Source organism: Sulfitobacter sp. AS92 (assembly GCF_038900015.1).
Classification (GTDB): Bacteria; Pseudomonadota; Alphaproteobacteria; order Rhodobacterales; family Rhodobacteraceae; genus Sulfitobacter.
This window is the reverse complement of record NZ_JBBMQL010000003.1, coordinates 238,035-263,846: the sequence shown is the minus strand read 5'-3', so window position 1 is coordinate 263,846 and position 25,812 is coordinate 238,035. Positions and strand designations below refer to the sequence as shown.

General features: G+C 62.3%; 27 protein-coding genes. 9 read left to right on the top strand and 18 right to left on the bottom strand.

What is annotated here, in order from left to right; all coding sequences use genetic code 11:
• Positions 1 to 2 precede the first annotated feature (2 nt).
• The 5 genes from odhB (at position 3) to lpdA (ending at position 4,205) form a co-directional block, all read left to right on the top strand.
• A complete protein-coding gene (gene odhB / locus WNY61_RS07420; RefSeq protein ID WP_342850835.1) occupies positions 3 to 1,592 on the top strand; it encodes a 2-oxoglutarate dehydrogenase complex dihydrolipoyllysine-residue succinyltransferase in 1,590 nt (529 codons plus the stop codon).
• Positions 1,593 to 1,671: 79 nt separating this feature from the next.
• A complete protein-coding gene (locus WNY61_RS07415; RefSeq protein WP_342850834.1) occupies positions 1,672 to 2,055 on the top strand; it encodes an MAPEG family protein in 384 nt (127 codons plus the stop codon).
• A 12-nt stretch (positions 2,056 to 2,067) separates the two neighbouring features.
• Positions 2,068 to 2,331 (top strand): hypothetical protein, encoded by a 264-nt coding sequence (locus WNY61_RS07410; protein WP_342850833.1) that lies wholly within the window; start codon positions 2,068 to 2,070, stop codon positions 2,329 to 2,331.
• Complete coding sequence (locus WNY61_RS07405) at positions 2,328 to 2,723, top strand: MAPEG family protein (RefSeq protein ID WP_342850832.1); 396 nt, start codon at positions 2,328 to 2,330, stop codon at positions 2,721 to 2,723. The genes WNY61_RS07410 and WNY61_RS07405 overlap by 4 nt, the downstream gene beginning before the upstream one ends.
• 93 nt (positions 2,724 to 2,816) lie before the next feature.
• On the top strand, positions 2,817 to 4,205 hold the full coding sequence (lpdA, locus tag WNY61_RS07400; protein WP_342850831.1) for a dihydrolipoyl dehydrogenase: 1,389 nt from the start codon (positions 2,817 to 2,819) through the stop codon (positions 4,203 to 4,205).
• A 124-nt stretch (positions 4,206 to 4,329) separates the two neighbouring features.
• Here lpdA and WNY61_RS07395 read toward each other — a convergent pair whose 3' ends face one another.
• The 4 genes from WNY61_RS07395 to WNY61_RS07380 form a co-directional block, all read right to left on the bottom strand.
• Positions 4,330 to 4,788, bottom strand: a complete 459-nt coding sequence (locus WNY61_RS07395; protein WP_342850830.1) for a hypothetical protein — start codon at positions 4,786 to 4,788, stop codon at positions 4,330 to 4,332.
• A 426-nt stretch (positions 4,789 to 5,214) separates the two neighbouring features.
• The gene (locus WNY61_RS07390; protein ID WP_342850829.1) at positions 5,215 to 5,952 is read right to left on the bottom strand and encodes a lysophospholipid acyltransferase family protein; all 738 of its coding nucleotides are present in this window, start codon (positions 5,950 to 5,952) and stop codon (positions 5,215 to 5,217) included.
• Complete coding sequence (locus WNY61_RS07385) at positions 5,949 to 6,842, bottom strand: FtsX-like permease family protein (protein ID WP_342851104.1); 894 nt, start codon at positions 6,840 to 6,842, stop codon at positions 5,949 to 5,951. The genes WNY61_RS07390 and WNY61_RS07385 overlap by 4 nt, the downstream gene beginning before the upstream one ends.
• A gap of 11 nt (positions 6,843 to 6,853) precedes the next feature.
• On the bottom strand, positions 6,854 to 7,531 hold the full coding sequence (locus tag WNY61_RS07380) for an ATP-binding cassette domain-containing protein (RefSeq protein WP_317389817.1): 678 nt from the start codon (positions 7,529 to 7,531) through the stop codon (positions 6,854 to 6,856).
• Positions 7,532 to 7,693: 162 nt separating this feature from the next.
• Here WNY61_RS07380 and WNY61_RS07375 point away from each other — a divergent pair, with 162 nt between their 5' ends.
• On the top strand, positions 7,694 to 8,785 hold the full coding sequence (locus tag WNY61_RS07375) for a zinc-ribbon domain-containing protein (RefSeq protein ID WP_342850828.1): 1,092 nt from the start codon (positions 7,694 to 7,696) through the stop codon (positions 8,783 to 8,785).
• Between the two features lie 6 nt (positions 8,786 to 8,791).
• Here WNY61_RS07375 and WNY61_RS07370 read toward each other — a convergent pair whose 3' ends face one another.
• From WNY61_RS07370 to argH, 6 genes are read right to left on the bottom strand one after another with little or no spacing between them, the layout of a single operon-like run.
• Positions 8,792 to 11,341: a DUF4175 domain-containing protein gene (locus tag WNY61_RS07370; protein WP_342850827.1), complete on the bottom strand. Its 2,550-nt coding sequence runs from the start codon at positions 11,339 to 11,341 to the stop codon at positions 8,792 to 8,794.
• Positions 11,342 to 11,376: 35 nt separating this feature from the next.
• Positions 11,377 to 12,642, bottom strand: a complete 1,266-nt coding sequence (gene lysA / locus WNY61_RS07365; protein ID WP_342850826.1) for a diaminopimelate decarboxylase — start codon at positions 12,640 to 12,642, stop codon at positions 11,377 to 11,379.
• A 28-nt stretch (positions 12,643 to 12,670) separates the two neighbouring features.
• On the bottom strand, positions 12,671 to 12,988 hold the full coding sequence (locus tag WNY61_RS07360) for a DUF2834 domain-containing protein (RefSeq protein WP_342850825.1): 318 nt from the start codon (positions 12,986 to 12,988) through the stop codon (positions 12,671 to 12,673).
• Between the two features lies 1 nt (position 12,989).
• The gene (locus tag WNY61_RS07355; RefSeq protein ID WP_342850824.1) at positions 12,990 to 13,151 is read right to left on the bottom strand and encodes a hypothetical protein; all 162 of its coding nucleotides are present in this window, start codon (positions 13,149 to 13,151) and stop codon (positions 12,990 to 12,992) included.
• Complete coding sequence (locus WNY61_RS07350; protein WP_342850823.1) at positions 13,148 to 13,327, bottom strand: hypothetical protein; 180 nt, start codon at positions 13,325 to 13,327, stop codon at positions 13,148 to 13,150. The genes WNY61_RS07355 and WNY61_RS07350 overlap by 4 nt, the downstream gene beginning before the upstream one ends.
• Positions 13,324 to 14,715: an argininosuccinate lyase gene (gene argH, locus WNY61_RS07345; RefSeq protein ID WP_342850822.1), complete on the bottom strand. Its 1,392-nt coding sequence runs from the start codon at positions 14,713 to 14,715 to the stop codon at positions 13,324 to 13,326. Before argH ends, WNY61_RS07350 begins: the two co-directional genes overlap by 4 nt.
• Before the next feature lie 23 nt (positions 14,716 to 14,738).
• Between argH and WNY61_RS07340 the strand changes: the two genes are divergently transcribed.
• Positions 14,739 to 15,308 (top strand): TlpA disulfide reductase family protein, encoded by a 570-nt coding sequence (locus tag WNY61_RS07340; RefSeq protein WP_342850821.1) that lies wholly within the window; start codon positions 14,739 to 14,741, stop codon positions 15,306 to 15,308.
• A gap of 36 nt (positions 15,309 to 15,344) precedes the next feature.
• Here WNY61_RS07340 and WNY61_RS07335 read toward each other — a convergent pair whose 3' ends face one another.
• Positions 15,345 to 16,418 (bottom strand): Hint domain-containing protein, encoded by a 1,074-nt coding sequence (locus tag WNY61_RS07335; protein WP_342850820.1) that lies wholly within the window; start codon positions 16,416 to 16,418, stop codon positions 15,345 to 15,347.
• Positions 16,419 to 16,615: 197 nt separating this feature from the next.
• Between WNY61_RS07335 and WNY61_RS07330 the strand changes: the two genes are divergently transcribed.
• Complete coding sequence (locus tag WNY61_RS07330) at positions 16,616 to 17,143, top strand: winged helix DNA-binding protein (RefSeq protein ID WP_259948005.1); 528 nt, start codon at positions 16,616 to 16,618, stop codon at positions 17,141 to 17,143.
• Between the two features lie 39 nt (positions 17,144 to 17,182).
• Here the strand turns inward: WNY61_RS07330 and gap are convergent, their stop codons facing one another.
• The 6 genes from gap to WNY61_RS07300 form a co-directional block, all read right to left on the bottom strand.
• Positions 17,183 to 18,184, bottom strand: a complete 1,002-nt coding sequence (gap, locus tag WNY61_RS07325) for a type I glyceraldehyde-3-phosphate dehydrogenase (RefSeq protein ID WP_342850819.1) — start codon at positions 18,182 to 18,184, stop codon at positions 17,183 to 17,185.
• A 145-nt stretch (positions 18,185 to 18,329) separates the two neighbouring features.
• Positions 18,330 to 19,610, bottom strand: a complete 1,281-nt coding sequence (locus tag WNY61_RS07320; protein WP_342850818.1) for an amidohydrolase family protein — start codon at positions 19,608 to 19,610, stop codon at positions 18,330 to 18,332.
• Between the two features lie 126 nt (positions 19,611 to 19,736).
• Entirely contained in the window at positions 19,737 to 20,681 is a 945-nt protein-coding gene (locus WNY61_RS07315; RefSeq protein ID WP_342850817.1) for an ABC transporter permease, read from the bottom strand.
• Complete coding sequence (locus WNY61_RS07310) at positions 20,681 to 21,730, bottom strand: ABC transporter permease (protein ID WP_342850816.1); 1,050 nt, start codon at positions 21,728 to 21,730, stop codon at positions 20,681 to 20,683. The genes WNY61_RS07315 and WNY61_RS07310 overlap by 1 nt, the downstream gene beginning before the upstream one ends.
• Positions 21,720 to 23,267 (bottom strand): ABC transporter ATP-binding protein, encoded by a 1,548-nt coding sequence (locus tag WNY61_RS07305; RefSeq protein ID WP_342850815.1) that lies wholly within the window; start codon positions 23,265 to 23,267, stop codon positions 21,720 to 21,722. Before WNY61_RS07305 ends, WNY61_RS07310 begins: the two co-directional genes overlap by 11 nt.
• Positions 23,268 to 24,275, bottom strand: coding sequence for a BMP family protein (locus WNY61_RS07300; RefSeq protein WP_342850814.1), 1,008 nt, complete (start codon positions 24,273 to 24,275; stop codon positions 23,268 to 23,270). It abuts the gene before it with no gap.
• Positions 24,276 to 24,981: 706 nt separating this feature from the next.
• Between WNY61_RS07300 and WNY61_RS07295 the strand changes: the two genes are divergently transcribed.
• Positions 24,982 to 25,440 (top strand): sulfur transferase domain-containing protein, encoded by a 459-nt coding sequence (locus WNY61_RS07295; RefSeq protein WP_342850813.1) that lies wholly within the window; start codon positions 24,982 to 24,984, stop codon positions 25,438 to 25,440.
• Positions 25,441 to 25,466: 26 nt separating this feature from the next.
• On the opposite strand, the gene WNY61_RS07290 is transcribed toward WNY61_RS07295, so the two are convergent.
• Positions 25,467 to 25,772, bottom strand: coding sequence for a metalloregulator ArsR/SmtB family transcription factor (locus WNY61_RS07290; protein ID WP_067628498.1), 306 nt, complete (start codon positions 25,770 to 25,772; stop codon positions 25,467 to 25,469).
• Positions 25,773 to 25,812: the final 40 nt, after the last annotated feature.

Here is a 25,812-nt window from a genome sequence, read left to right as displayed (position 1 = left end):
CCATGACAAGCGAAGTACGCGTACCCACGCTGGGCGAATCCGTCACCGAAGCCACCGTTGCCACATGGTTCAAAAAGCCCGGCGATACCGTCGCGGTGGATGAAATGCTCTGTGAGTTGGAAACCGACAAAGTCACCGTCGAAGTGCCCAGCCCCGTTGCTGGCACCTTGAGCGAGATCGTGGCGCAAGAAGGCGAAACCGTCGGCGTCGACGCCCTGCTGGCCAACGTCAGCGAAGGCGACAGCGGGTCCAAGGCCGCGCCCAAAGCCAAAGAAGCCGCAGAAGACGACGAAGCTGTGTCCCAGTCCGATCGGGGCGGCGATGCGCCCAAAGCCATCGACGCAGGCTCCGCCGACGTGGCTGCCCGCGAAGGCGAAACCATTGAGGTCAAAGTGCCCACACTGGGCGAGTCGGTCACCGAAGCGACCGTTAGCACTTGGTTCAAGAAAGTCGGCGACAAGGTCGAAGCCGACGAAATGCTCTGCGAGTTGGAAACCGACAAAGTCAGCGTCGAAGTGCCCTCGCCCGCCGCCGGCGTGCTGGCCGAAATCCTCGCCGACGAAGGCACCACCGTCGAAGCCTCCGCCACGCTGGCCGTACTGACCTCCGGCGCAGGCGCTGCCGCCCCCAAAGGCGAAGACGCCAAATCCGGGGCGGGTGCTGCTCCTGAAACCAAATCCGCCGACACTTCGGGCAAAGACGTGGAAGACGCCCCTTCAGCCAAGAAAGCCATGGCCGAAGCGGGCCTCAGCCGCGATCAGGTCACCGGCTCGGGCCGTGACGGTCGCGTGATGAAAGAAGACGTGGCCAAGGCCGTCGCGGCTGGCACCTCGGCCCCCAAAGCCGAAGCCAAACCCGCAGCCCCCCGCGCCGCCTCCGCCCCCGATGACGCGTCGCGCGAAGAGCGGGTCAAAATGACCCGCCTCAAGCAGACCATGGCGCGCCGCCTGAAAGAGGCCCAGAACACCGCCGCGATCCTGACCACCTTTAACGAGGTGGACATGACCGAGGTCATGGAATTGCGGAACACCTACAAGGCTGATTTTGAGAAGAAACACGGCGTGCGGATGGGCTTCATGTCCTTCTTCACCAAGGCCTGCTGCCACGCGCTCAAGGAAATCCCCGAGGTCAACGCCGAGATCGACGGCACCGACATCATCTACAAGAACTACGTCCACATGGGCGTCGCCGCAGGCACGCCCACGGGCCTTGTGGTGCCGGTGATCAAAGACGCCGACGCGATGTCTTTCGCCGAGATCGAAAAGGCCGTGAACGCCATGGGCAAAAAGGCCCGTGACGGCAAGCTGACCATGGGCGACATGACCGGCGGCACTTTCACCATCTCCAACGGCGGCGTCTACGGCTCGCTGATGACCGCACCGATCCTGAACCCGCCACAGTCGGGTATCCTCGGCATGGCGAAGATTCAGGACCGCCCAATGGCGATCAACGGCGAGGTCGTGATCCGTCCGATGATGTATATCTCGCTCAGCTATGACCACCGGATCATCGACGGCAAGGGCGCTGTGACTTTCCTTGTGCGCGTCAAAGAGATGCTGGAAGATCCCCGCCGTCTGTTGATGGATCTGTGATACCATAGGCGGGGGGAGACCCCCGCCCTATATACCCGCAGACCGGGTGGGGCGTCCCACCAACTGAAAGGGCCAAACCATGACCGAAACCACCTTCCTCGCCGCCTATGGCCTTCTGGTCATGCTAACGATCCTGCTTCAAGTGCTGGGCGCGACCCGGCAGCTCTCAATGGGCTACCTAATGTCCTCGCGCGACGAGACCCGCACGACCACCGGCATGACCGCCCGTCTGGGCCGCGCGGTTGATAACTCCGTCGTGGCCATGGCGCTTTTCGCGCCTGCAGTGCTGCTAGTCGAGATGCTTGGCCGCAATAACAGCGCCACGCTGCTGGCCGCCCAAGTCTTCCTACTAGCGCGGATCATCTATGTGATCGTCTACGCACTCGGCGTACCGACAATCCGCACGCTGGCATGGCTCGCAGGCTACGCCGCCACAGCGGTCCTTTATTTCCACGCGCTCTGAAAGGGCATTCAAATGCAGATGATCTGCCACTTCGACGTTACCGACTTCGTCGCTTGGAAAAACGCCTTCGATGCCGATGCCGAGGCGCGGCGCAACGCGGGGCTTTCGGTGCTGCAAATCTGGAAACACGCCGACAGCAGCACCAAGGCTTCCGTCCTGCTCGACGTCAATGACCGCAAGAAGGCGGACGACTGGCTCACCCGCTCCAACGCCCTTAGCAGCGATGACAAGGGCACCGTGACCAACGCGACAGCCGTCTTTGTGAAATCCGCATGACCACCGAACTGACCGTCCTGACCCTTGCCGCGCTGCTGCAGGGGGTGCAATTCGTGGTCTACGCCGTGCCCGCCAACCGCGAGCTTGGCCCCGGTTATACCATGTCTGCCCGCGACCGTGATCCGTCGCGCGCACTGTCGGACCGCACTGCCCGTCTGGGCCGCGCGCTTGATAACCACTTCGAGGGGCTGATCCTTTTCGGCATCGCCGTGGGCGTGGTGCAGATGTCGGCCCAGAACACCGCGTTCACTGCCGCCTGCGCTTGGGTCTATCTCATCGCCCGCGTGCTTTACGTGCCCGCCTATGCGCTCGGCCTGCGCCCGCACCGCTCACTCATCTGGGTCGTGGGTTTTGCCGCGACCATGTTGATGCTGGTGGCGGCCCTCATTTAACCCTTTCCCCAACACCCGCAGGCAGCGGCGCTTGCACCTGAAACCCGCGCCCCCTACCTTGCCTGTAACACCCGACTGCTAAGGAGACCCCCCATGTCGAGCTATGATGTCATCGTGATCGGCTCCGGCCCCGGCGGCTATGTCGCCGCCATCCGTTGCGCGCAACTGGGCCTGAAAACCGCCTGTGTTGAGGGCCGCGAGACCTTGGGCGGCACCTGCCTCAATGTCGGCTGCATCCCCTCCAAGGCGCTGCTGCACGCCACGCATATGCTGCACGAGGCCGAGCATAACTTTGGCGAGATGGGCCTGAAGGGCAAAAGCCCCTCCGTCGACTGGAAGCAGATGCTGACTTACAAAGACAAGACGATCGAGACCAACACCAAGGGCATCGAATTCCTGTTCAAAAAGAACAAGATCGACTGGCTTAAAGGTTGGGGATCGGTGCCAGAGGCTGGCAAGGTCAAGGTTGGCGACGAGGTCCATGAGGCCAAGAACATCATCATCGCCTCGGGCTCCGAGCCCGCCGCCCTGCCCGGCGTTGAAGTTGACGAGCAGGTCGTCGTCACTTCCACCGGCGCGCTGGAATTGAACAAGATCCCCAAGAAGATGGTCGTGATCGGCGCGGGCGTCATCGGGCTGGAGCTGGGCAGCGTTTACGCGCGTCTGGGGACCGAAATCACCGTCGTTGAATACCTCGACGCGATCACGCCAGGCATGGACCCTGAGGTGCAGAAAACCTTCCAGCGGATGCTGAAAAAGCAAGGCATCAACTTCGTCATGGGCGCCGCCGTGCAAAAGACCGAAGTCGCCAAGGGCAAGGCCACGGTCAGCTACAAGCTCCGCAAAGACGACAGCGAGCATGAGATTGAGGCCGATACCGTTCTCGTCGCCACGGGCCGCAAGCCGGTGATCAAAGGGATGGGTCTGGACGATCTCGGCATCAAAATGACCGAGCGCGGTCAGATCGCCGTGAACGAGCATTGGGAAACCTCCGTCAAAGGCGTCTATGCCATCGGCGACGTTATCGAAGGCCCCATGTTGGCGCACAAAGCCGAGGACGAGGGCATGGCCGCCGCAGAGGTGATCGCGGGTAAACATGGCCATGTGAACTACGGCGTGATCCCCGGCGTGATCTACACCCACCCGGAGGTCGCCAGCGTCGGCGAGACCGAAGCGACGCTCAAGGAAGCGGGCCGGGCGTATAAGGTCGGCAAGTTCTCCTTCATGGGCAACGCGCGGGCCAAGGCGGTCTTTGCCGGTGACGGTTTCGTCAAGCTGATCGCCGACAAGGAAACCGACCGCATCTTGGGCTGCCACATCATCGGCCCCGGCGCAGGCGATCTGATCCACGAGGTCTGCGTGGCGATGGAATTCGGCGCCTCGGCGCAGGACTTGGCGATGACCTGCCACGCGCACCCGACCTATTCTGAAGCGGTGCGCGAAGCCGCGCTGGCCTGCGGCGATGGGGCGATCCACATGTAAGCGATGCGGGGCGGACCAATGGCCCGCCCCTCACCGACTGTGCTGTGCCTACCAGCGACCGCAACTGCGGAAACCGGCGCGGCGACGTTGCTCAGATTACCTGTTTGGCTGATCAAGACGGGGTTCAGTCAATCAGGGCTTTCACCAAAAGCGTCGTAGCGGCCGCGAGGTAAATGTCGCTGTTATTGACGACATAGACTTCGTTCCGGCCTGGTCGGGCAAGGCCGCGCGCCTGCCAATTGTTCACAATGGTCACATCCTGTTTGCGGAACCGATGCCCAACGGCCTTTTGATGATGCTGCCGCTTTTCCACAATAACTTTAGCATGGCGGTTTTGATCGGCTTTTTTGACTTGCCGGTTTTGATCCGCTTTTGTGACCTGACGGCTTTGATCAACCTTTTTGCTTTGGCGGCTCTGATCAGCTTTCTTAACCTGCCGGCTCTGATCATCTTCGTTGACCTGACGCTCTTGATCAGCGTGCCTCTCCACTGCTCTTTCCGCCATGGCCGAGATCGGCATCACCGTCACCGCTGCAAGAGCCAAAACAACAACAGTTGCGCCTCGTTTCATGAAAGTCTGCATTGAGTCCATTCCTTTGGTTCAGTCCTTATTGAACGGCTGGCAGCTGGAAATCCGTCGCTAAAATTTTTGCCTTTTTTCAGTCATAGAAACCGTTGCTGATCGATGGGTGGCATACGCTAAGTGTACAAGGTGTTTACCGCCCTGCCCTAAAACCCATCCCGTCGGGCCATTTTAGGGAAGATAAGATCCTGCGTAGGGTGATCATGTTGCTACGTAGAGACATGCAGGGTGACGCCTGTCTTTTCCACACCTCACGGCGGCGCCGCGACATCAAGCGCTTCCCACATACGTGAATTTCTGATCCGCCGAGTAAAGGCTTCTGCCGCAGTGCTGCCGTGCCGATAAGGTGTGGTGGACGGTGCAGGCCCACAGGTGGTGTTAGAAAGCACCGCCCGGCTTGCGACCATCCGACCCATATTGCTTATGTCAGGTCTTCAACGCAGGCCGCCACCCAGCTTCATGCAGCAACGCATTAGAACGGCTCTCCACCTCTTCTTCCAAGCGCGCCATGAAAGCACGCTTGTCCAACCCCGGCTGGATCGGTTCAAGAAACTCGACGACCGCCAGACCCGGCTTGCGGTACAGCCCCCGACGCGGCCAGAAGTGGCCCGCGTTGGTCGCCACAGGTACACAGACCTGCCCCATTTGGTCATAAAGCACCGCTGTGCCGACCTTGTAAGGCGCGCTCAGGCCCGGGGCAACGCGGGTTCCTTGGGAATAGATCACCAACTGCCCCGGCTCGACCCGACCGGCGTTCACGTCGGCCATCATCTTGGTAATCGCCTGTCCGCGCTTGCCACGGTTAACGGCAATCATGCCCATCCGTTTGGCATATTGCCCGATCACCGGGGTCCAAAGCACTTCGCGTTTCATGATGAACTTCGCCCGCGGCAAGGCGTGAAAAATTATCAAGATATCCAGAAACGATTGGTGCTTCGCCGCCACCAGCACCTCGCCATCAGGCACCGTGCCACGCACTTCGCAGCGCAACCCGATCAGCCAGCGCGCCGACCACATGGCCCAAGCGGCATAGGCCTTGCAGGCCCGATACGCCCCACGTTTGGAGAACATCGCCCAGGGTGCGAAGGCCAACCCGATCACCGGCATGGCCACGGTCACCTGCACGATATAGAGGATCGAGCGGATCCACTGCAGCAGCTTCATGTTAGTTCCCTCAATGTGCGCCGCGCGGCAGCTCCGGTGGCGGCGAAGGCCACTGCGCCGACCAACAGCGGCACCAGAAGCGGCACCACCCAATGCCAGCCGCGAAAGCCCAAACCGGTCAGAAAACCGCCCGCTTCGCCTGCGTCGGGCAATAGGACGACCGCCACCACGCCCAGAACCGTGCCCGCCGCCGCCCCTAAAAGCGCGCGCAGGGTGAAACGGCGAATGAAGGCGCGAGCGATATAGTCATCGGTCGCCCCCACCAACCGCAGCACGGCGATCACCTGCGCATTTGCCGCCAGCGCGGCCTGTGCCGCCAAGGTGACCATCGCCGCCACCGCCGCCCCGATCAGCAGGGTCGAGATCCACCCCAACAGCCGCAAACGGCTTGCCGCGGCAACCAGCGGCGCGCGCCAGCGGCTGTGGTCGTCCAGCACGGCTCCCGGCACTTCAGCGGACAGACGCAGGCGCAGGCCGACGGGGTCCAGCCCCTCGCCTTCCTCAACCACTTCGATCAAACGCGGCACCGGCAGGTTTTCCATCGCCAATTCGGGGCCAAACCATGGGGCGAGCAGTTCTTCCTGTTCTGCATCCGTCAACGCGCGGGCCGAAGCCACGCCCTTGGTCGTCTGCAAAAGTTTCAACGCCGCCTCAGTCTGCGCTGCGCGTTGATCCAGCGGAGCCACGATACGCACTGTAGCCGACTGCGCCAACTCCTGCCCCCAAACCTGCGCCAAACGGCCCGACGCCAGCGACAGCGCCAAGGCAAAGACCGCCAAGAAGGCCATCGCACCCGCGGCGAACAACGTTAACTGCGCAGTGAACCCCGACGGCGGCACCACACGGTCCGCCTGTCTGTCGCCTTTGAAAATCGCGCGAAAGGCGCCCATGTCGAAACGCTTCACAAATCCGCCCCCGCCAATTGAATGCGCCGATTGGCGATGCGCAACACCCGCGCTTGCACATGCGCCTTGGTGGCGCGGATCAGGCCAAGGTCATGGGTGGCAATCAACACGGTCTTGCCCATGCGGTTCAACTCGATCAGCAGGCGCAGCAGGCGTTGGGACATCTCCCAATCAATGTTGCCGGTCGGTTCATCCGCCAAAATCACGTCTGGCGACATAATCACTGCGCGCGCCAGGGCCGCACGCTGCCGCTCCCCGCCAGATAGCTCGGGCGGCAGGGCATCGGCGCGGTGGGTCAGGCCAACCCAAGACATCAACTCTTCCAAATCCGTGCCTCCGGCCTCGGCCTGACGGCCTGAGACGTTCAGTGGCAGCGCGATATTTTCGGTCAACGGCAGATGGTCGAGGAATTTTACGTCCTGATGCACCACACCAACGCGGCGGCGCATGAGCGCAATGTCATCGCGCCCCAGCCCGCGGACATCGGCCCCGAACATCCGCAGGTGCCCTGCCGTGGGCAGCAGAGCGCCGTAGCAGAGCTTCATCAATGTGGTCTTGCCCGTGCCCGATGGGCCGGTGAGGAAATGAAACGATCCGGGGGCAAGTTTCAGCGTGATGTCGGACAGCAGTTCGCCCCCGCCATAGCTGTAGGCCACATTTTCGAGCTCTATCACGCATCCACCTTAAAACACTTCGACCTGTTGTGCCTCAGCACCGGAAAGGATTCAATCACCCAGAACCCTAGCACCCTGTCCAGATATCACTTTTCCTACGTTATTCTAGGACATATGCTGTCCGTTACGATCCGAGAGCACCGAACGAACCCAGGAATGACCATGCGGCTGATCTGCCCAAACTGCGACGCGCAATACGAAGTCCCCGACGAAGTGATGCCGGTAGCGGGGCGTGACGTGCAATGTTCCAACTGCGGGCAGACGTGGTTTCAGTATCATCCCGACAATGCGCCAGAAGAAGATTACCCAGAGGATGACAGTCCTGAGCGCGCTCATTCGGACGGCAACGACACAGGCTACCACGACCCAGACTACGATGACCCGGATTACGACGATGACGTGATGCATATGAAGCAACGCGCAACCGACGATGCGGGTAACGAAGAAAAGGCAGCCAATAGCTTGCCTGATCTCCAGCCGTTCGGGGATGAGGATTACGAGAACGATAGCCTCGAAGATGACGGGTCTTTTGACGATGACGCGGCCTTCGACGATGGCTATGATTTCGAGCCAGAGGAGGAGGCGCAGCGCCCGACCGCCGCGCCCACCGCAACTGCACCCATGAGACGCCCGCTGGATCCGGCCATCGCCGAAATCCTGCGTCAGGAGGCGGCAGCAGAGCAAGATGCCCGCCGCAAGCGTCAGTCAGACCCACTGGAAACCCAGCCGGATTTGGGCCTTGATGACGCCCCCCGCGCTGAACCCCCAAAAGACCCCCGGCCCGACATTGCCGAAGCGGACCATGTGCCCGCGGATGAGGATGCCCGCCGCGCCCATGATGCCAGGCTGCGCATGGCCAAGATGCGGGGGGAGCCAGTCCCCGAGAGCGAAGCCTACGGCAGCGCCTCGCGCCGCGACCTGCTGCCCGATATCGAAGAGATCAACTCGACCCTGCGCCATGATCGCAACCAAGGCCAGCATGCGGGGCCAACACCGACGGCCGCGCTCGACAGCCCCGAGAGCACGCGCAAGTCGGGAGGATTCACGCGTGGTTTCGTCTTGATGATCGCCTTGGCGGCCATCTTGGCGGCGGTTTATGTCTATGCGCCGCAGATTGCGCAATCATTGCCGCAGGCCGATCCTTACCTGTCGTCCTATGTGGCGTGGATGGATGACGCGCGGATTTGGTTGGACGGGCAGCTGCAAGACCTGCTTGTCTGGCTTGACACCGTGGCGACCCAATCGCAGGGCTAACCCCGCCTAGAACCGATCCAACAGTCTGTTGAGGTAATCCCGCTCAACCTCTGGCCGCTCTGCCTCGCCCGAGCGGCGGCGGATTTCGTCCAGCAGACGCCGCGCGCGGCCCTGATCGTCAGGACCCTGAGCCAGCGGCGCGTCCGAGCTATTGGCCCCATTGCCCCCCTGCTCGCGGCCCAGCGGATCGCGCGCCTCGGCCCGGCGGTCGCCCTCGGCAGTGCCTTGGCCGGGTTGGCCCTCGCCCTGCTCTTGCTCCATCGCATCGCCAAGCGACCGCATCCCCTCGCGCAGCGCTTCCATGGCCTGCGCTTGGTTGTCGATCGCCTCGGCCAACTCATCGCGGCGCAGGGCGTCGCCGGCGCGGTCCATCGCCTCTCCGGCACCCTCTAGCGCCTCGCGCGCGGCATCGCCCTCGGGCGTGCCTTGCCCCGGCAGACGGCCTTCCTGACGGCGCAGCTCGTCGCGCAGCGCTTGCTGACGCCCGGCCAGTCCTTCTTCGGCGCCCTCTTCGCCGGATTGGCCGCCCTGCCCTTGCTGGCCCTCATGGCTCTGACCACGCCCCTGACCACCATTGCGGCCCTCGTTGCCTTCATTCTCACCCGCGCCCGTGCCGGGGTTGAACTGCTCTTGCAGGTCGCGGAAGGCCTGATCGCTCAGCCCCTGTTGCTCGCGCAGGGTTTCCGAGAGACCCTCCATCGCCTGTTCACCCGGTGAATTGCCGCCCTCGCCCGGCTGGCCTTGGGTGACGCGCATGTTCTCCATCATTTCCTGCAACTGACGCAGCGCCTCAGCAGCTTCGGCCATGCGGCCCTGCTCCATCAACTCCTGAATGCGGTCCATCATGCGTTGCAGATCGTCTTGGGTCATCTGCATGGACTCGCCTTGGGGCTGCTGGCCTTCGCCCTCGCCCTCCTGTGCCTGTTGGCGCTGGAGTTGCTCTAAGTACTCTTCGGTGGCGCGGCGCAGCTCTTCCATCAGTTCGGCAATCTCGGCCTGTGAGGCACCGTTTTTCATCGCCTCATTCAGCCGATCCTGCGCGCGACGCATCCGCGCCAGCGCATCGGCCAGCACGCCTTCCTCCAGTTCGATCGCCAGCGCCCAGAGGTCTTCGGCCATCTCGGTCTGGACCTCTTCGTCCAACCCAAAGCGCGCCCGGATTTCCAGACGGCGGATCATTTGCTTGAGCCGTAGAACCGTGACATCCGAGCGCAGATCCTCCCCCGGCGCATAGGTCACAGCCCGGAGTACCTGCGCGATGCGTGGCGCATTGGCCCGCGACCACAAAAGATCGCGACGCATTTCGATAACCGCTGCTGCCGCCGGATCAAAGAAGCGCCGCCCCGGCAAGGTCAATTGGCTTGGCTCAGTCGCGGCTTTCTGTTCGGCGGCGTCGAGCACGGAAAGCTCAAGGGACACCGGCAGATTGGCCCATGGATGCTTCGAGAAATTCTCAATCAGATTTTCTTCGAACTGCCGCCGATCGCCCGTGATCGGCATGGGCAGGGGCACAACAATCTCGGGCCGCGCGTCAGGGTCGATGGTCAGCCCATAGCGGCGGTCAACAGAGGCCAGATCAAGGCTGATCCGCGCCTCACCCGCTTCGACGCCATAGTCATCCCGCGCGATGAAAGGCAGGCTCATTTCGCCCAAGGCCGTAACTTCGGGCGGGCCTTGCCGCTCAATTTGCGGGGCGGCGTCGGGCAGCATTGTGATCTGCCATGCCCGCGCGCCCGGCCCTTCGATGGCGATCTCTCCGCTTTGGCGCAGGGTGAAATTCTGCGCCGTTTCCGCGCCCGGCTCGGCATCACGGCCCGAAACACTTTCCGCCACGGTCAACGCGCCAACCTCGCCGTAAAGCCGCAGGGTGATCAGCGTCCCCGCCGGAAGCGACAGCGCCCCCGCCTCGAGATCATTCAAATAAAGTGTCGGCTTGCCCGTATGGCGCGGCGGTTCTGCCCAACCTTCCCAAACCGGACCAGAGGCCAGCGCACCGCCCGCCCCGCCTGGTGTAAGCTGTGTCACCTCACCCAGCCGCCAGACCGAGCCAAAGACCAGTGCCACCACAAAAGCCAAAAGCGCCACATAACGCAGCGCATAGGGATCGGATGGCGCGACCCGCAGATCACCCTTCACCGGCTTGGCCGTTGCCGCCCGCGCGGCCATACGTTTCTGATGGGCCTGCCAGACCGCTGCCGAGGCCGCATCGCCCCCACCAATCGCCTGGTCGTCCAAAAGCGCCCGAATGGGCCGCCCCGGCAGGCTGGCATCCAGGCGCGCCAAGGCTTCGGCCTGCGAGGGAATACGAAAGCGCCGCAGCGCGAAAAACAATGTGCCGAGAAAAAGTAGACCAACAGCGACCAGCACACCCCAAAGCAGATCACCGCCCAGACTGTCCTGCGCCCCCATCATCAGCAGCGCCAGTACGGCGAGACATAGCGTCAGCATCGGCCAAAGCGCCTGTACCAGCGCTTCAGCCAGCATCCCCCCCCAGGTCAGCCGCAAGGGCCAGCGCAGCGCGCGCAGCCCGTCTGTCCTGTCAGTGGATGCCTTCATGCGTCACGCTCCCGCGCTCCGGCGGCGGGATGCCGTCAGAGCCATTCAGGGATGGTATCGCGGTTTATCATTTCGTCAAAGCTTGGCCGTGGGCGGATAACCGCGAATTGATCGCCGTTGACCAAAACTTCAGGGATGAGCGGGCGCGAATTATATTCGCTGCTCATCACCGCGCCGTAGGCTCCGGCAGAGCGGAAGGCCACCAGATCGCCAGAACCGAGCGTGGGCATCATCCGCTGCTTGGCAAAGGTATCGCCGGATTCGCAAACCGGGCCGACGATATCGACAGGGCGCGGTTCGACCCCCGGTGCGGGTTCATTGAGGGGCACGATATCATGCCATGCGTCATACATCGCCGGGCGGATCAGATCGTTCATCGCGGCATCAAGGATCAGGAAATCGCGACCTTCTCCGGATTTGAGGTAGATCACCTCACTCACTAAGACACCTGCGTTCCCGGCAATCAAGCGCCCCGGCTCAATCTCAATCTCGCAATCCAGATGCCCCAGCGTGCGCTGCACCATGGCGCCATAATCCGTCGGCAGCGGTGGCGCGGTGTTCGACCGCTCATAAGGAATGCCAAGCCCGCCCCCAAGGTCCAGCCGCCGGATGTTATGCCCATCGGCGCGCAGCACTTCAGTCAGTTCCGCCACCTTGCCATAGGCCTGCTCAAATGGGGCAAGATCGGTCAACTGGCTGCCGATATGCACATCGATGCCGATGATCTCCAACCCCGGCAGCGTGGCGGCCATGGCATAGACCTCACGGGCGCGTGCAATCGGGATGCCGAACTTGTTTTCGCTCTTGCCGGTGGCGATCTTGGCGTGGGTCTTGGCATCCACGTCCGGGTTCACGCGGATGGTGATCGGGGCGACCTTGCCCAGCTCGCGCGCCACGATATCAAGCAGGATCATCTCCGGCTCGCTCTCGACGTTGAACTGCCGGATACCGCCCGTCAGGGCCAATTCGATCTCTTCGCGGGTTTTGCCGACGCCGGAAAAGACGATCTTGTCGCCCGGCACGCCAGCCGCCTTGGCACGGCGGTATTCCCCGCCCGACACCACATCCATCCCCGCGCCCGCCTGCGCCAGCGTGCGCAACACGGCTTGGTTGGAGTTGGCCTTCATCGCGTAGCAGACCAGATGGTCCATGCCCGAGAGCGCGTCGTCAAACAGGTGGAAGTGGCGCAGCAGCGTCGCGGTGGAATAGACATAGACCGGCGTGCCGACAGCGGCGGCGATCTCGGCCAAACTTACGTCTTCGGCATGCAACACACCGTCTTTATAGAGAAAATGATCCATCTGCGCGTCGCCTTATATCGTCCCGGCTCTATTTAATCGGCGCTGTCCGCAGGAACAGATAGAGCGGCAGGCCACAGCTCACCCCAATACAGAACGTGGCGGGAATGGCAATCAAGCTGAGGAAATTCCGGCGCACGGCGACCTCGGCGATGATCCAAATGGTCAAAGACACGGCAGCGATGGTCAGATCCCAGACCAGCCCGCTGGCGGCGGCATTGGCGTGCCACGCATCGACCATAGCGCTCAGGCTCCAGCCTTCGGCGTTGAACCACGTGATGAAGTAATACATCGGATGGATCGTGCCCCAGACCGCGAGGGCGAGGTAGAGCATGCGCAGCGGCGACATCTTAAAAGTTCCGTACCACGCCGACGGTGGCATAGCCTGACAGGCTGATCCCCGGTTCGGCTGATGGTGTCGACGCATCTTGGCGTGCGGAAGACTGCGGCGGGGTGCAAGCGGCCAAGGTGAGCGCGCCGGCCACCAGCGTGACATGCAAAAGCGGCCTCACCCGCCCAGCCCGAGGGCGAGCGAAAATGGCCCGCGTCGCAGGCCTACAGCGGTGCCGACCGAGACGCCCGACGACGACATGGTGATCGTGCTGCTGGCGGTGGGCTGCACCGGTTCGCCATCCGTACCGCAGGCGGTAAGGCTCAGCAGGGAAAGGATCGCAAGGCTGCGTTTCACTTCAGGATTTCCTTCCAACGCTCAACTTGGGCACGCACCTGCGCAGGGGCGGTGCCGCCATAGGACATGCGAGAGTTTACCGAGTTATCGACGCCAAGCACATCGAAAATTTCCTGCGTGATCTCGGCATGGACCGATTGCATCTGCTCCAGCGTGAGGTCGGGCAGATCACAGCCCTGCGCCTCGGCCATAGCGACCAGCGTGCCGGTCACGTGATGCGCATCGCGGAACGGCAGGTTCGGCACCCGCACCAGCCAGTCGGCCAGATCGGTGGCGGTGGAGAAACCCGAGCCCGCAGCGGCGGCGAGGTTCTCACGCTCAGCGGTCATGTCGCCGACCATCCCGGTCATCGCGGCAAGCGCCAGCATCAGGTTGTCGGCGGCGTCAAAGACCTGCTCCTTGTCTTCCTGCATGTCCTTGGAATAGGCCAGCGGCAGCCCCTTCATCACGATCATCAGCGCGGTGTTCGCGCCGAAGATGCGGCCCACTTTAGCGCGGATCAGCTCGGCGGCGTCGGGGTTTTTCTTTTGCGGCATGATCGAGGAGCCGGTCGAGAAGCGGTCCGACAGCGCCACGAAACGGAACTGTGCCGAGGACCAGATCACCAGTTCTTCGGCAAAGCGCGACAGGTGCATGGCGCAGATGCTGGCGGCGCCCATGAACTCCAGCGCGAAGTCGCGGTCGCTGACGGCGTCGAGGCTGTTGGCGGCGGGGCGGTCAAAGCCAAGTGCCTCTGCCGTCATGTCGCGATCGATCGGGAAGGACGTGCCAGCCAAAGCGGCGGCCCCCAAGGGGCATTCGTTCATCCGTTTGCGGGCATCGCGGAAACGCGACAGGTCGCGGCCAAACATCTCGACATAGGCCATCATGTGATGGCCCCATGTCACGGGCTGCGCGGTTTGCAGATGAGTGAAACCGGGCATGACCCAGTCGGCCCCCGCGTCGGCCTGAGACAAAAGCGCGCGGATCAGGGCTTGGAGCCCCTCGTCGGCGGCGTCCAACTGGTCGCGCACCCAGAGTTTGAAATCGGTGGCGACTTGGTCGTTCCGGCTGCGGCCCGTGTGCAAGCGGCCTGCGGGCTCACCGATCAGGTCTTTCAACCGCGCCTCGACGTTCATGTGGATGTCTTCAAGGGCTGCCGAGAACTCGAACCGGCCCTCTTCGATCTCTGACAAGATCGTGAGAAGCCCTTCCCGTATCGCGTCAGCATCGCTATCAGTCAGGATGCCCGTGGCTGCCAGCATGGCGGCATGGGCACGCGACCCGGCGATGTCTTGTGCGGCCATCCGTTTGTCGAACCCGATCGAGGCGTTGATCGCCTCCATGATCGCGTCCGGTCCGGCGGCGAAACGGCCACCCCACATTTTGTTTGAGGTCGTGTCGGTCATGTTGAATACCCTTGGAGGGACGTATGAAAAATCTCGTGCTTGGCTTCGTTTATACGCTGCTTGTCGCAGGTGCAAACCCCGCCCTTGCCGGAACAGCTGACATCGCAGGGCTGCGCGAAGGGGATATGAAGAAACTCGTGATCCACGATGCGCCGCAGGCGGCATCTGACGTGACTTTCGAGCGTGAAGATGATGGCGAGGCAATGTCGCTGACGGATTACGAAGGTAAGATCGTGCTGGTGAACTTCTGGGCCACATGGTGCGCGCCTTGCCGCAAGGAAATGCCGCAACTGAACGCGCTGCAAAAGGAATTCGGCGGCGATGATTTTCAGGTGCTGACCATCGCCACGGGCCGTAATTCGCCCGAGGGAATCACGCGTTTCTTTGAAGAAGCCGGGGTCGACAGCCTGCCGCGCCACCAAGACCCGAAGCAGAAGCTCGCCAGCCAGATGGGCGTTTTCGGCCTGCCGATTAGCGTGCTGCTCGACCGCGAGGGGCGCGAGATCGCCCGGTTGCAGGGCGATGCGGAATGGGATTCAGAAAGCGCGCGAGCGATTATCGCGGCGCTGATCAAAGAAGAAGCCGAGAGCTAAACCCCAAACGCGAGGTCGGGCGTCAGCGCCCGGCCCTTATGCCACATGCCGCAAGATCGCCGCCTCAGACGTGCTGAGATTGCGCCGCGCGAACCCGCCGTAAATGTGTGGATCAACCTCCAAGCCCGGATGCGCCGCCAAAAGCCGCGCCCGGTCCTGCGCGCCGAGGCTGGTAAGCGAGGCGGAGGCCGGATGGAAGCTCTCGGTTTCCACTCCATTGGCCCACAAGACCTGATGCTCGGCCAGCAGCACATGGATATAGGTCACCTCGCGCAGGGACATATCGCTGGCCACGCTGCGCCCGTTGATCAAATCCTTGGCCGCGACCAATACTTCGTCACAGTTGAACAAATCACGGGCCTGCGGGCCTTTCAGCACGATCCGGTGATCCGGTGAGACCAGCAGTGAAGCGTCTGGCTGCGCGATCCCCAACGCGCCGGGGCGAAACCTGACGGGGCGCAGATGAGGCATGGCATGCAGCCGCGCCCCGCTCATGCGGCGGCTGCCGATCCATTCGAGCGGCTGCGCGCCGTTGTCTTTGGTTTGGATCAAATCGCCCTCACGCAGGTCTTCAATTAAGGCGCTGCCCAAGGGGGTGCGAATGCGGGTGCCGGGGGTAAAGCAGATAACCCCACCGCTGTCGGCCCCTGACTGCGCATTGCGCATCAGTTTAAGCGTACTGTGCATCACCCAAAGCTCGCAATCACGCGGCGGCAGTTCATCGATAAACATCAACAGCGGCGTCCGGCCTTGGCCTGCGTCAATCAGCGTAACCGTGTAGGTCTGCGCGCCATTGGTGACCATGAAGCTGTTGTCGAGCGGTGGGGCGGTATGGTCGTCCCGCAGAGCTTTGGGTGGCATCACGCCCCCCTCCTCCAACGCAACGCCGATAAGGCGTTGCACCATGCGGGCCGCGCGTTTGCGCAGCTGCTCCGCCCCGTCCGCCATATCCAGCCGCAATACATCATTCGGCCCATCCACACGGATAGTATCCCCGCGCCACGCCCAAGCAGAGCCCAGTTCGAGCGACTGCACCGGTGCGGCCTCCAGACCGTCGATCTCTGTTTGCGACCAGCTGATGACAAACGTGCCTCGAAAGCCCGTTTTCATTACTGCTCTGCCTGCCTCGTGTTTTTATTAACGCCAGCCTAGCAAAGCCTCTGCCCCCGCGGAAGACGTCAAGAACGTGGCAATTCAATCTGTTGCAAATTGATCTTCATGCGCCAATCGGGCACTGGCACCCGGAACGCTTGTAAATCGCCAGCGTCTTGGTAACGTTATTCAGGTCAAATAGCCGGAGGCAGCCCATGTCGGAAGAAGTCCCCCCCACCCCGTCACGGCGGATCGTCTCTTCGCGGCATTTGGCCGAGGGCGAAGGCTGGGAAGCCTCTGAGCTCGAATACGGGATGATCATCGCCTATAACGCCTTCACCCGCTGGATGTCGCGCTGCATGGCCGCAGCGGGTAATGGGGATTTGACGCCGCTGGAAATCCTCGTACTGCACAACGCCAACCACCGGGGCCGGGAAAAACGGCTAACGGATATCTGTTTTCTGCTCAACATCGAAGACACGCATACGGTGAACTACGCGCTGCGCAAATTGGTGAAGGCTGAACTACTGACTGCCGAAAAGCGCGGTAAAGAGGTGTTCTACCGCACCTCAGCCGCGGGGGCCGATCTTTGTGAAGCCTATCGCGCGATCCGGCAGGCCTGCTTCCTTGACGGATTGCCGCGCACCGATATCTCGGGCGAGGAATTGCGCCAGATCGCGGCGCAGCTTCGGGCGATGTCGGGGCAGTACGATCAAGCGAGCCGCGCGGCGGCCTCGCTGTAGAGCGGGACGCGGGAGAGGTTCCCCCGCGTTCCATGTGGCTTACATCAACGCGGCAATCGCGCGGGCCGTGTCGTTCATACGGTTCGAGAAGCCCCATTCATTGTCATACCAGCTGACCACGCGGATCATGCCGCCATCAGTCACGCGGGTCTGGTCGGGCGCGAGGGTCGAGGAATGCGGGTCGTGATTGAAATCGGTTGAGACCAGCGGCGCAGGCTCATAGGCCAACACGCCCTTCATCGCGCCATTTGCGGCCTCTTGCATCGCCGCGTTCACAGCCTCTGCCGTGGCGGGTTTCTTGGGCATAATGCACAGATCAACGAGCGAGACATTGGCCGTCGGCACCCGCACGGCGGAGCCTTCGAGAACCCCTTTAAGATGCGGGATAACTTCGGAAATCGCGGCAGCAGCACCGGTTGAGGTGGGCACCATCGACAGGGCAGCGGCGCGGCCACGATACGGGTCGCGGTGCGGGCTGTCATGGGTCGGCTGGTCGCCGGTATAGGCGTGGATCGTGGTCATATAGCCGGTCTCGATGCCAAAGGTGTCGTCAAGCACTTTGGCCACCGGGGCGAGGCAGTTGGTGGTGCAAGAAGCGTTGGAGACGATCACGTCCTCGGCGGTCAGCTCTTGATGATTCACACCGTAAACCACGGTGCGGTCTACACCCTTGCCGGGGGCCGAGATCAGTACCCGCTTGCTGCCATTCTCCAGATGCTTCGCCGCCGCATCGCGCGTGGTGAAGAACCCGGTACACTCATAGGCGACATCAACATCGCCCCAAGGCAGTTTCGCCGGGTCACGCTCTGCCGTCATGCGGATGGTCTGGCCTGCGACATGCAGGTTCCCGTCTTTCAATTCGGCATCCACGGTCAGGCGGCCATGGATACTGTCGTATTTCAGCAGGTGCAGCAGGTTCTCGGCATCGGTCAAATCGTTAATTGCGACAACTTCGATCCCGTCAAAGCCGTTCTCGATAAGCCCGCGCAGTACGCAGCGTCCGATGCGGCCAAAGCCGTTAATGGCAATTTTCGTAGTCATGATGAATCCTCCGGTGGCCCTGTTTCGGGCGGATTGGCGCGGTTAGCGCTAACATAGCAGGAGACACGACGGAGTTCAATCGGCCATAGAAGCGAAATCGGGCCCCGGTGGGGGACCGATCAAAAGGTCGGGGCGCGCTATGGGTTTACGAATGCGCGCTATGGCGTCGTCGTACGCTGTCAGGTCTTCCCGGCAGGCTAAGCCGCGCATCGTTTCGCGTTTGACGTGAGATCACCCGACCTTTGGCAACAACGCAAAGCCGGTCAGGCCGCAGGCGCAGCGCCTCAATTGGGTTGCCCGCATCAAGCACCACCAAGGAGGCGGTCGCCCCGACCTTAAGGCCATAATCCTGCAAGCCCAGAATCCGCGCGTTCACATTTGTCACCATGTCGAAGCAGCGGTGCATTTCTTCCGGCGAAGTCATCTGCGCCACATGCAGCCCCATGAAGGCCACGTCGAGCATGTCGCCGGTGCCCATGGAATACCACGGGTCCATGACGCAATCCTGCCCCCAGCCGACGTCGATGCCCATCGCCTGCATCTCTTTCACGCGGGTCAGGCCGCGCCGTTTCGGGTAGGTGTCGTGACGGCCTTGCAGGGTGATGTTGATCAACGGGTTCGGGATCGCGGCGACCTGAGCTTCGGCCATCAGCGGCAGCAGTTTCGAGACGTAGTAATTGTCCATCGAATGCATCGACGTGAGGTGCGACCCGGCCACCCTGCCCTGCAGGCCGAGGCGCTGCGTTTCATAGGCGAGGGTTTCGATGTGACGCGAATGGGGGTCGTCGGTCTCGTCGCAATGCAGATCGACCATGAGGCCGCGTTCGGCGGCGAGTTCGCAGAGTGCTGTGACGGAACGTGCGCCATCGGCCATGGTGCGCTCGAAATGCGGGATGCCGCCGACCACGTCGACGCCCATGTCGAGCGCGCGGATCGTGTTCTCATGCGCCGTGGGGTCGCGGTAGAGGCCGTCTTGGGGGAAGGCGACGAGTTGCAGGTCGATGTAGTCTTTGACGGTTTCGCGCACGTCCAGCAGGGCTTCGACGCCCAAGAGGCGGTCGTCACAGGTGTCGACATGGCTGCGTATGGCGAGCAGGCCCAATGAGGCGGCCCAGTCGCAGTATTCCAGCGCGCGGGCTTTGACCTCGTCTTGGGTCATGACCTCTTTGAGTTCGCCCCAGAGGCCAATGCCTTCGAGCAGCGTGCCGGAGGCGTTGATACGCGGGGTGCCGTAGCTGAGGGCGGCGTCCATGTGGAAATGCGGGTCGACGAAGGGTGGGCTGACGAGGTCACCGCTGGCGTCGATAGTCTCGCGGGCCTCGGCGGTGGAGAGGTCTTCGATGGCGGTGATTTTGTCACCCCTGATGCCGATGTCGGTGGTGCGGCCATCGGGGAGTGTGCCGCCTTTGATGATGATGTCGAACATGCGTAGGTCCTTTTTAATTATGTCCCGCCCGGACGCAGGCCGGGCAGCCCCCGACCGCCCCCCTGGACGGGGGCTTCTCCCCCACCCGCGGTCGGGGGCAGCCCTTAGTGATCAATAGCGAGCCGTTCAGCGCTCACCTTTGTTGAATGGCACCATCAGCGCCGCAGGCACCTGTGCCCGCCGCGACATAACGACCAGCGCGAGGATCGATAGGATGTAAGGGGCCATCAGGAATATCTGATAGGGAATATCCGCGCCAAGTGGTGTCTGTTGCACTCGAATTTGCAACGCATCAAAGGCCGCGAACAGCACAGCGCCCAGCAGCGTCTTGCCGGGTTTCCACGAGCCAAAGACCACCAGTGCGATGCAGATCCACCCACGCCCGTTGACCATCTCAAAGAAGAAGGAGTTGAACGCCGACATGGTCAGAAACGCCCCGCCCACGGCCATAAACCCGCTGCCGACCATCACCGCGCCGATGCGGATGGCAGAAACGCTGAGCCCCTGTGCCTCGACCGCCGCCGGGTTCTCGCCTGCTGCGCGCAGGGCGAGGCCCATGGGCGTGCGGTAGAGCACCAATGTTACGACCAAGACCAGCACGAAGGCCAGATAGGTCAGCGGGGTCTGGTTAAAAAGCGCGGGGCCGATCACAGGGATGTCGGAGAGGATCGGGATTTCAAGCGGTTGGAAGGCTTCGATCTTCGGCGGCGAGGTGACCTCGGGCAGCGCCAGACGGTAGCAGTAGTAGGTGAGCGACGTGGCCAGCAGCGTGATGCCAAGGCCGACGACATGCTGGCTGAGACCGAAAGGCACGGTGAGCACGCCGTGCACGAGCCCGAAGGCCATGCCCGAGAGCATTGCCACCGCAACCCCGAACCACAGGCCGCCGCCGAGGTAGACGGTGAGCCAACCGGCAAAGGCGCCGACAGCCATGATGCCTTCGATGCCAAGGTTCAGCACCCCTGCCCGCTCGCAAATGAGCTCGCCTAAGGCAGCAAAGATCAGCGGCGAGGCGATGCGGATGGCGGCGGTCCAGAAGCTGGCTTGCAGCAGGATGTCAAGGATATCCATCAGTCGCGCCTCACCCGGAATTTGGTCAGCATGATCGCCAGCACCATCGCCAGAAGCGCCAGCGCCAGCATGATGTCAGCCAGATACGTCGGCACCCCGGCTGCGCGGCTCATGCTGTCAGCGCCAACGAAGATGCCCGCGACGAAGAGTGCGGCGATGACCACGCCCAGCGGATTCAGCAGCGCCAGCATGGCGACGATGATGCCGGTGTAGCCAAAGCCGGGGGAAATATCCAAGGTCAGGCTGCCCTTCAGCCCCGCCACTTCTGAAAACCCCGCGAGGGCCGCGAGGCCACCCGACAGCAGTGCGGTCTTGATTAACACGCGGTTCACCGGGATGCCTGCAAACCGCGCCGCTGCGGGGTTCAGACCCACGGCGCGCATCTCGTAGCCGAGCGTGGTGCGGCGCTGGATCACCCAGACAATAAGGGCAGAGATCAGTGCGAGGCCAAAGCCCCAGTGCAGGCGCAGCCCGTCGACCATGCGTGGCAGCCGCGCCTCTTCGATCAGCCGCGCGGATTTGGGCCAGCCGAGGCCCATCGGGTCTTTCAGCGATCCTTCGAGCAGCATAGAGACCCAAAGCAGAACGACGAAATTGAGCAAAAGCGTGGTGACGACTTCATCGACGCCGAAGCGGGTCTTGAGAAAGGTCGGGACCAGCAGCACCAGCGCACCGCCAAGCATGGCAGCCACGGCGATGGTGGGCAGCAGCGCAAAGGCGGGCCAAGCCAGCGCGCCGGTGCCCAGCACCACCGTGACCACCGCGCCCATGTAAAGCTGGGCCTCGGCGCCGATGTTCCACAGTTTGGCGCGGAAGGCGACGGCGACGGCGAGACCGGTGAAGATTAATGGCGTGGCGCGGTTGAGGGTTTCCAACGTGGCGAATTTGGAGCCGAAGGCGCCTTTGACGATCAGGCCCAGCACCGAAAACGGCTGCGCGCCTGCGACCATGGCCAGCAGCGAGGCCGCGACCACCGTGGCGAAAAGTGCCAACGCAGGCAGGCCCAGCGAGCGGGTCCAAGTGGAGTTGGCGACGGGTTCAAGCCGCATGAGAGGTCTCCTCGAATCCATCGCCCGCCATCCAGACGCCCAGCTCGGCGGGGGTGAGCGCGCCGCGGGCGAACCCGGGCGAGAGGCGGCCTTCGGAGATCACGTGGATCACGTCCGACAGCGCCGTGACCTCGTCGAGGTCTTCCGAGATCAGCAGCACCGCGGCACCGCGGTCGCGCGCGGCGAGGAGTTGTTCGTGCACGTAGGTCAGCGCCCCGATGTCGAGGCCGCGCACCGGCTGGTTGGCCAGCACCACCGAGGGCGCGGTTTCCAGCACGCGGCCAAGGATCAGCTTTTGCATGTTGCCGCCTGAGAGCAGCCGGATGCGGGTTTCGGGGCCGGGGCAGCGCACGTCGTAGCCCTTGATGATCTTGGCGGCAAAATCGCGAGCGGCGCGCCAGTTCATCCAGCCGTGGCGGGAGAAACCGGGGCGGGAATAAAGTTCGAGCACCGCGTTCTCGGTGAGGTCGAAATCGGCGATGGTGCCGGTCTTTTGTCGGTCTTCGGGGATGCGGGCAATGCCTGCGCTGATCGCGGCATGGGGCGACCAGCCGCGTGGCGCGCCCCCTTTCACGTGAAACGTACCGGAGGCAGGGCGGAGCAGCCCGCCGATGAGGTCGGCAAGGGCGGTTTGGCCGTTGCCGGAGACCCCGGCGAGCCCGGTGATCTGGCCTGCGCGCAACTCGAGGTCAACGTTCTTCAGCCCCGGTGCAGAGCCGATGTCGAGTGTGGAGACGCCTGCCAGCGTGACCAGTGCCGCGCCCGGATCAGCGCGGCGCACCACGGGGGCTGCAACCTCGGAGCCGACCATCATCTGCGCCATGGCAGCGCGGTCAGTCTCAGCGGTCTTGGCCTCGGACACCAATTTGCCGTGGCGCAGCACAACGACGCGGGAGGAGATTGCCATGACCTCGTGCAGTTTGTGGGAAATGAAGATGACCGAGAGGCCAAGCGCCACGGCCTTGCGCATGGTGGCAAAGAGGTCCTCGGTCTCTTGAGGGGTCAGGACGGCGGTGGGCTCGTCCAAAATCAGGACGCGCGCCTCGTGGTAGAGGGCTTTGAGGATCTCAACCCGCTGGCGCTCGCCGACGCTGAGGCTGCCGACTTGGGCTTCGGGGTCCACGCGCAGCCCATAGTCCTCCATCAGCGTCACGATCCGCTGCCGCGCCTGCGCCCGGCCAAAGCCGGGGCGCCAGATCGAGCTGGTGCCGAGCACGATGTTTTCCAGCACGGTCATATTGTCCGCCAGCGTGAAATGCTGGTGCACCATGCCCACGCCAGCAGCCAGCGCGGCGCGGGGATTGCCAGCGGGCAGACGCTGGCCAAAGACTTCGACATAACCTTCGTCCGGCGTGTAATGGCCAAACAGGATATTCATCAACGTGGTCTTGCCCGCGCCGTTTTCGCCAAGCAGGGCAATGACTTCGCCCTGCCGCAAATCAAAGCTGATCGCGTCATTGGCGGTGAGTTTGCCAAATCGCTTGGTAATGTTGTCGAGGCGCAGAACGACCTGCGCCTCGGGATGTTGATCGGTCATTTAGGAGGACTTTGGCTCTTCGTCGTTGATCTCGACGGTGAAAGAGCCGTCCTTGATCGCCTGCTCGCGCTCCTTGACCATATCCATCGCCTCTTGCGGGACCTTGCCCTCGAAAGTGCCCATAGGGGCCAGCGAGGAGCCGCCCTCGGCCATGAAGGAATAGCGGCCGTAGTCGTCGGCCTTGAACTCTCCGGCCTTCACCGCGGCGATGGCGGTGTCGAGCGTCGGCTCGAAATGCCACAGGGCGGAGGCGACAACGGTCTCGGGATATTCGGCTTGGGTGTCGATGACGTTGCCGATGGCCAAAATACCTTTTTCCTGCGCCGCGTCAGAGACGCCGAAGCGCTCGGCATAGAGGACGTCGGCCCCCTGCTCGACCATGGCAAAGGCGGTTTCCTTGGCTTTAGGCGGATCGAACCACGAGCCGATGAAGCTGACTTGGAACTTGATGTCGGGGTTCATCTCCTGCGCGCCGGCCATGAAAGCATGCATCAGGCGGTTCACCTCCGGGATCGGGAAGCCGCCGACCATGCCGATGTTGCCGCTCTCAGTCATGGCACCCGCGATGATGCCTGATAGATACGCGGCGTCTTGGATGTAGTTGTCGAAGACGGCGAAGTTTGGCAGAGCGTCGTCTTGCTTGAAGCTGGAGCCCATCAGGAAAGCCACATCTGGGTAATCGGCAGCAACTTCGCGGGCCTCGGCTTCGGCGCCGAAAACTTCGCCCACGATCAACTGGTTCCCAGCTTCGGCATATTCGCGCAGCACGCGGGCATAATCGGTGTTGGAGACATTCTCGGTGAATGTATATTCGATGTCGCCGCGTTCCTGTGCCGTCTCAGCGGCTTTATGGATGCGGCTGACCCACTGCTGCTCGACCGGCACGGTATAGACGCCCGCGACTTTCAGCGGTTCAGCGGCCAGCGCGCCCTGCGGCAAAAGGCTGGCCCCGGCCAGCATGGCTGCCGTGCCCAATAGGAAGCGGCGTGTGAGATTGCGTTGTGTCATGTGGTATCCCCCGTTGGTTATTCATTTTACCGTTTGATAAAATATTTTACCTGTCAAGCTTATCCTGACCCTAGGTCAGCCCAAGCTTTTCCGAATTCTCGCAATGTGCTGATTAATTTGGCGGTCAGCGAGCGAAGCGGTAAATAGGGTCGATCCCAAGGATCGGATTCTTCATACGATATGTATTGCACCGCAATCTGCGCGCCGCGCAACCTGTGATCGTGCGTGGGCAAGGAAATTTCTCCATTGATGACAAGGGGAAGCGTCACCTGGACGCCCTGGGGCTGGGCGACTGTGTCGGACCTCTGGCTTGGCCATGCGGACCAACGTCGGGTATCTATTCGTGCAATTGAACCAGCTTGCCTCACACCATATGGGCCTTTTCCCATCCCTACCCTGCAGGGCACTGGAGGCCTACGGGCAACTCCTCGAAGTCGAAAAACGTCAGCCAGTTTACGGTGCCTTCGCGGACGAACAGAACGGTTTCATAGACCGCCTTGGCCAAGGGCGCGGGAGGTTCGTTCGTGATGGCGAAGGTCAGCTTGCAGCAGTGTAGCGTCAACGGGGGGCGGTGACAGTGCTGACTTAAATACTCAGGCTAAGCAGGCCTCGCCCTGTCCACAGGGAACAGTTGCGGCGGAGTTGTGTTGTGCTGCTGAAACCATCGCGCGTGGCAACATGGGCCCGCGCAGAGAAGGAGGCCAGAATGACCGACGAAAGCCAGAAGATCGCGACCATCGATCCCACGCATAACGTGGCCCTGTTCACGCCGGACGCCAAAGCGCTGGAACAGGCGGCCTCGGCCGGGATGAAAACGGTGGTGAACTTCCGTGCTTCGGATGAGAAAGGCGGCCTTTCCCCCGATGAAGAGCGGCTGGTGGCCGAGAAGCTGGGGCTGAACTACCTGCACCATCCGGTCACGCCCGATACGCTTGGCCCCGATACGGTGGACGAATTCCGCAAGTCATTGGATGACCTGCCGCAGCCGGTGTTCCTGCACTGCGCCTCGGGCAAGCGGGCCGGGGCGATGACGCTGATGGCCCTTGCGGCAGACAAGGGATGGGACGGTGACACGGCCCTGCAAGAAGGCAAATCACGCGGCATTGACCTGACCGAAGAGAAGATCGGCCAGTTGGTCAAATCCTACGCGGATCGCAAAGCATGAAAGAGGCGTCCGGTTTTGCCGGGCGTTTATTTTTGCGCGCAGTAGAGGCCGTGCAGCGTTTCCAGAACCGCCACGGCCTCCTGCCCTTTCACCCGGTAAAAGATCGTCTGCCCCGCGCGGCGACTGTCTACAAGCCCCGCTTCTTTCAGCTTTTTGAGCTGCTGTGACATGGTGGATTGAGACAACCCGCAGGCCTGCGCCAAATCCCCAACCGAACGCTCTCCGCCCAGCAGACGGCACAGGATCTGCAGCCGCGCCTCTGATGCGAGCATCGTCATCAGAGCAGCCGCTCCGGCAATGTCACCGTCCAAGAAATCGTCCGAGTTTTTCATATTAGCATCATTGAATATTAGGAATGGGTAATATATACTG

What these genes read in the sequence shown, in the direction of transcription:
- odhB (WP_342850835.1), top strand. Translation starts at nt 3, where the DNA reads ATGACAAGCGAAGTACGCGTACCCACGCTGGGCGAATCCGTCACCGAA.
- WNY61_RS07415 (WP_342850834.1), top strand. Translation starts at nt 1,672, where the DNA reads ATGACCGAAACCACCTTCCTCGCCGCCTATGGCCTTCTGGTCATGCTA.
- WNY61_RS07410 (WP_342850833.1), top strand. Translation starts at nt 2,068, where the DNA reads ATGCAGATGATCTGCCACTTCGACGTTACCGACTTCGTCGCTTGGAAA.
- WNY61_RS07405 (WP_342850832.1), top strand. Translation starts at nt 2,328, where the DNA reads ATGACCACCGAACTGACCGTCCTGACCCTTGCCGCGCTGCTGCAGGGG.
- lpdA (WP_342850831.1), top strand. Translation starts at nt 2,817, where the DNA reads ATGTCGAGCTATGATGTCATCGTGATCGGCTCCGGCCCCGGCGGCTAT.
- WNY61_RS07395 (WP_342850830.1), bottom strand. Translation starts at nt 4,788, where the DNA reads ATGCAGACTTTCATGAAACGAGGCGCAACTGTTGTTGTTTTGGCTCTT.
- WNY61_RS07390 (WP_342850829.1), bottom strand. Translation starts at nt 5,952, where the DNA reads ATGAAGCTGCTGCAGTGGATCCGCTCGATCCTCTATATCGTGCAGGTG.
- WNY61_RS07385 (WP_342851104.1), bottom strand. Translation starts at nt 6,842, where the DNA reads ATGGGCGCCTTTCGCGCGATTTTCAAAGGCGACAGACAGGCGGACCGT.
- WNY61_RS07375 (WP_342850828.1), top strand. Translation starts at nt 7,694, where the DNA reads ATGCGGCTGATCTGCCCAAACTGCGACGCGCAATACGAAGTCCCCGAC.
- WNY61_RS07370 (WP_342850827.1), bottom strand. Translation starts at nt 11,341, where the DNA reads ATGAAGGCATCCACTGACAGGACAGACGGGCTGCGCGCGCTGCGCTGG.
- lysA (WP_342850826.1), bottom strand. Translation starts at nt 12,642, where the DNA reads ATGGATCATTTTCTCTATAAAGACGGTGTGTTGCATGCCGAAGACGTA.
- WNY61_RS07360 (WP_342850825.1), bottom strand. Translation starts at nt 12,988, where the DNA reads ATGTCGCCGCTGCGCATGCTCTACCTCGCCCTCGCGGTCTGGGGCACG.
- argH (WP_342850822.1), bottom strand. Translation starts at nt 14,715, where the DNA reads ATGACCGACACGACCTCAAACAAAATGTGGGGTGGCCGTTTCGCCGCC.
- WNY61_RS07340 (WP_342850821.1), top strand. Translation starts at nt 14,739, where the DNA reads ATGAAAAATCTCGTGCTTGGCTTCGTTTATACGCTGCTTGTCGCAGGT.
- WNY61_RS07335 (WP_342850820.1), bottom strand. Translation starts at nt 16,418, where the DNA reads ATGAAAACGGGCTTTCGAGGCACGTTTGTCATCAGCTGGTCGCAAACA.
- WNY61_RS07330 (WP_259948005.1), top strand. Translation starts at nt 16,616, where the DNA reads ATGTCGGAAGAAGTCCCCCCCACCCCGTCACGGCGGATCGTCTCTTCG.
- gap (WP_342850819.1), bottom strand. Translation starts at nt 18,184, where the DNA reads ATGACTACGAAAATTGCCATTAACGGCTTTGGCCGCATCGGACGCTGC.
- WNY61_RS07320 (WP_342850818.1), bottom strand. Translation starts at nt 19,610, where the DNA reads ATGTTCGACATCATCATCAAAGGCGGCACACTCCCCGATGGCCGCACC.
- WNY61_RS07315 (WP_342850817.1), bottom strand. Translation starts at nt 20,681, where the DNA reads ATGGATATCCTTGACATCCTGCTGCAAGCCAGCTTCTGGACCGCCGCC.
- WNY61_RS07310 (WP_342850816.1), bottom strand. Translation starts at nt 21,730, where the DNA reads ATGCGGCTTGAACCCGTCGCCAACTCCACTTGGACCCGCTCGCTGGGC.
- WNY61_RS07305 (WP_342850815.1), bottom strand. Translation starts at nt 23,267, where the DNA reads ATGACCGATCAACATCCCGAGGCGCAGGTCGTTCTGCGCCTCGACAAC.
- WNY61_RS07300 (WP_342850814.1), bottom strand. Translation starts at nt 24,275, where the DNA reads ATGACACAACGCAATCTCACACGCCGCTTCCTATTGGGCACGGCAGCC.
- WNY61_RS07295 (WP_342850813.1), top strand. Translation starts at nt 24,982, where the DNA reads ATGACCGACGAAAGCCAGAAGATCGCGACCATCGATCCCACGCATAAC.
- WNY61_RS07290 (WP_067628498.1), bottom strand. Translation starts at nt 25,772, where the DNA reads ATGAAAAACTCGGACGATTTCTTGGACGGTGACATTGCCGGAGCGGCT.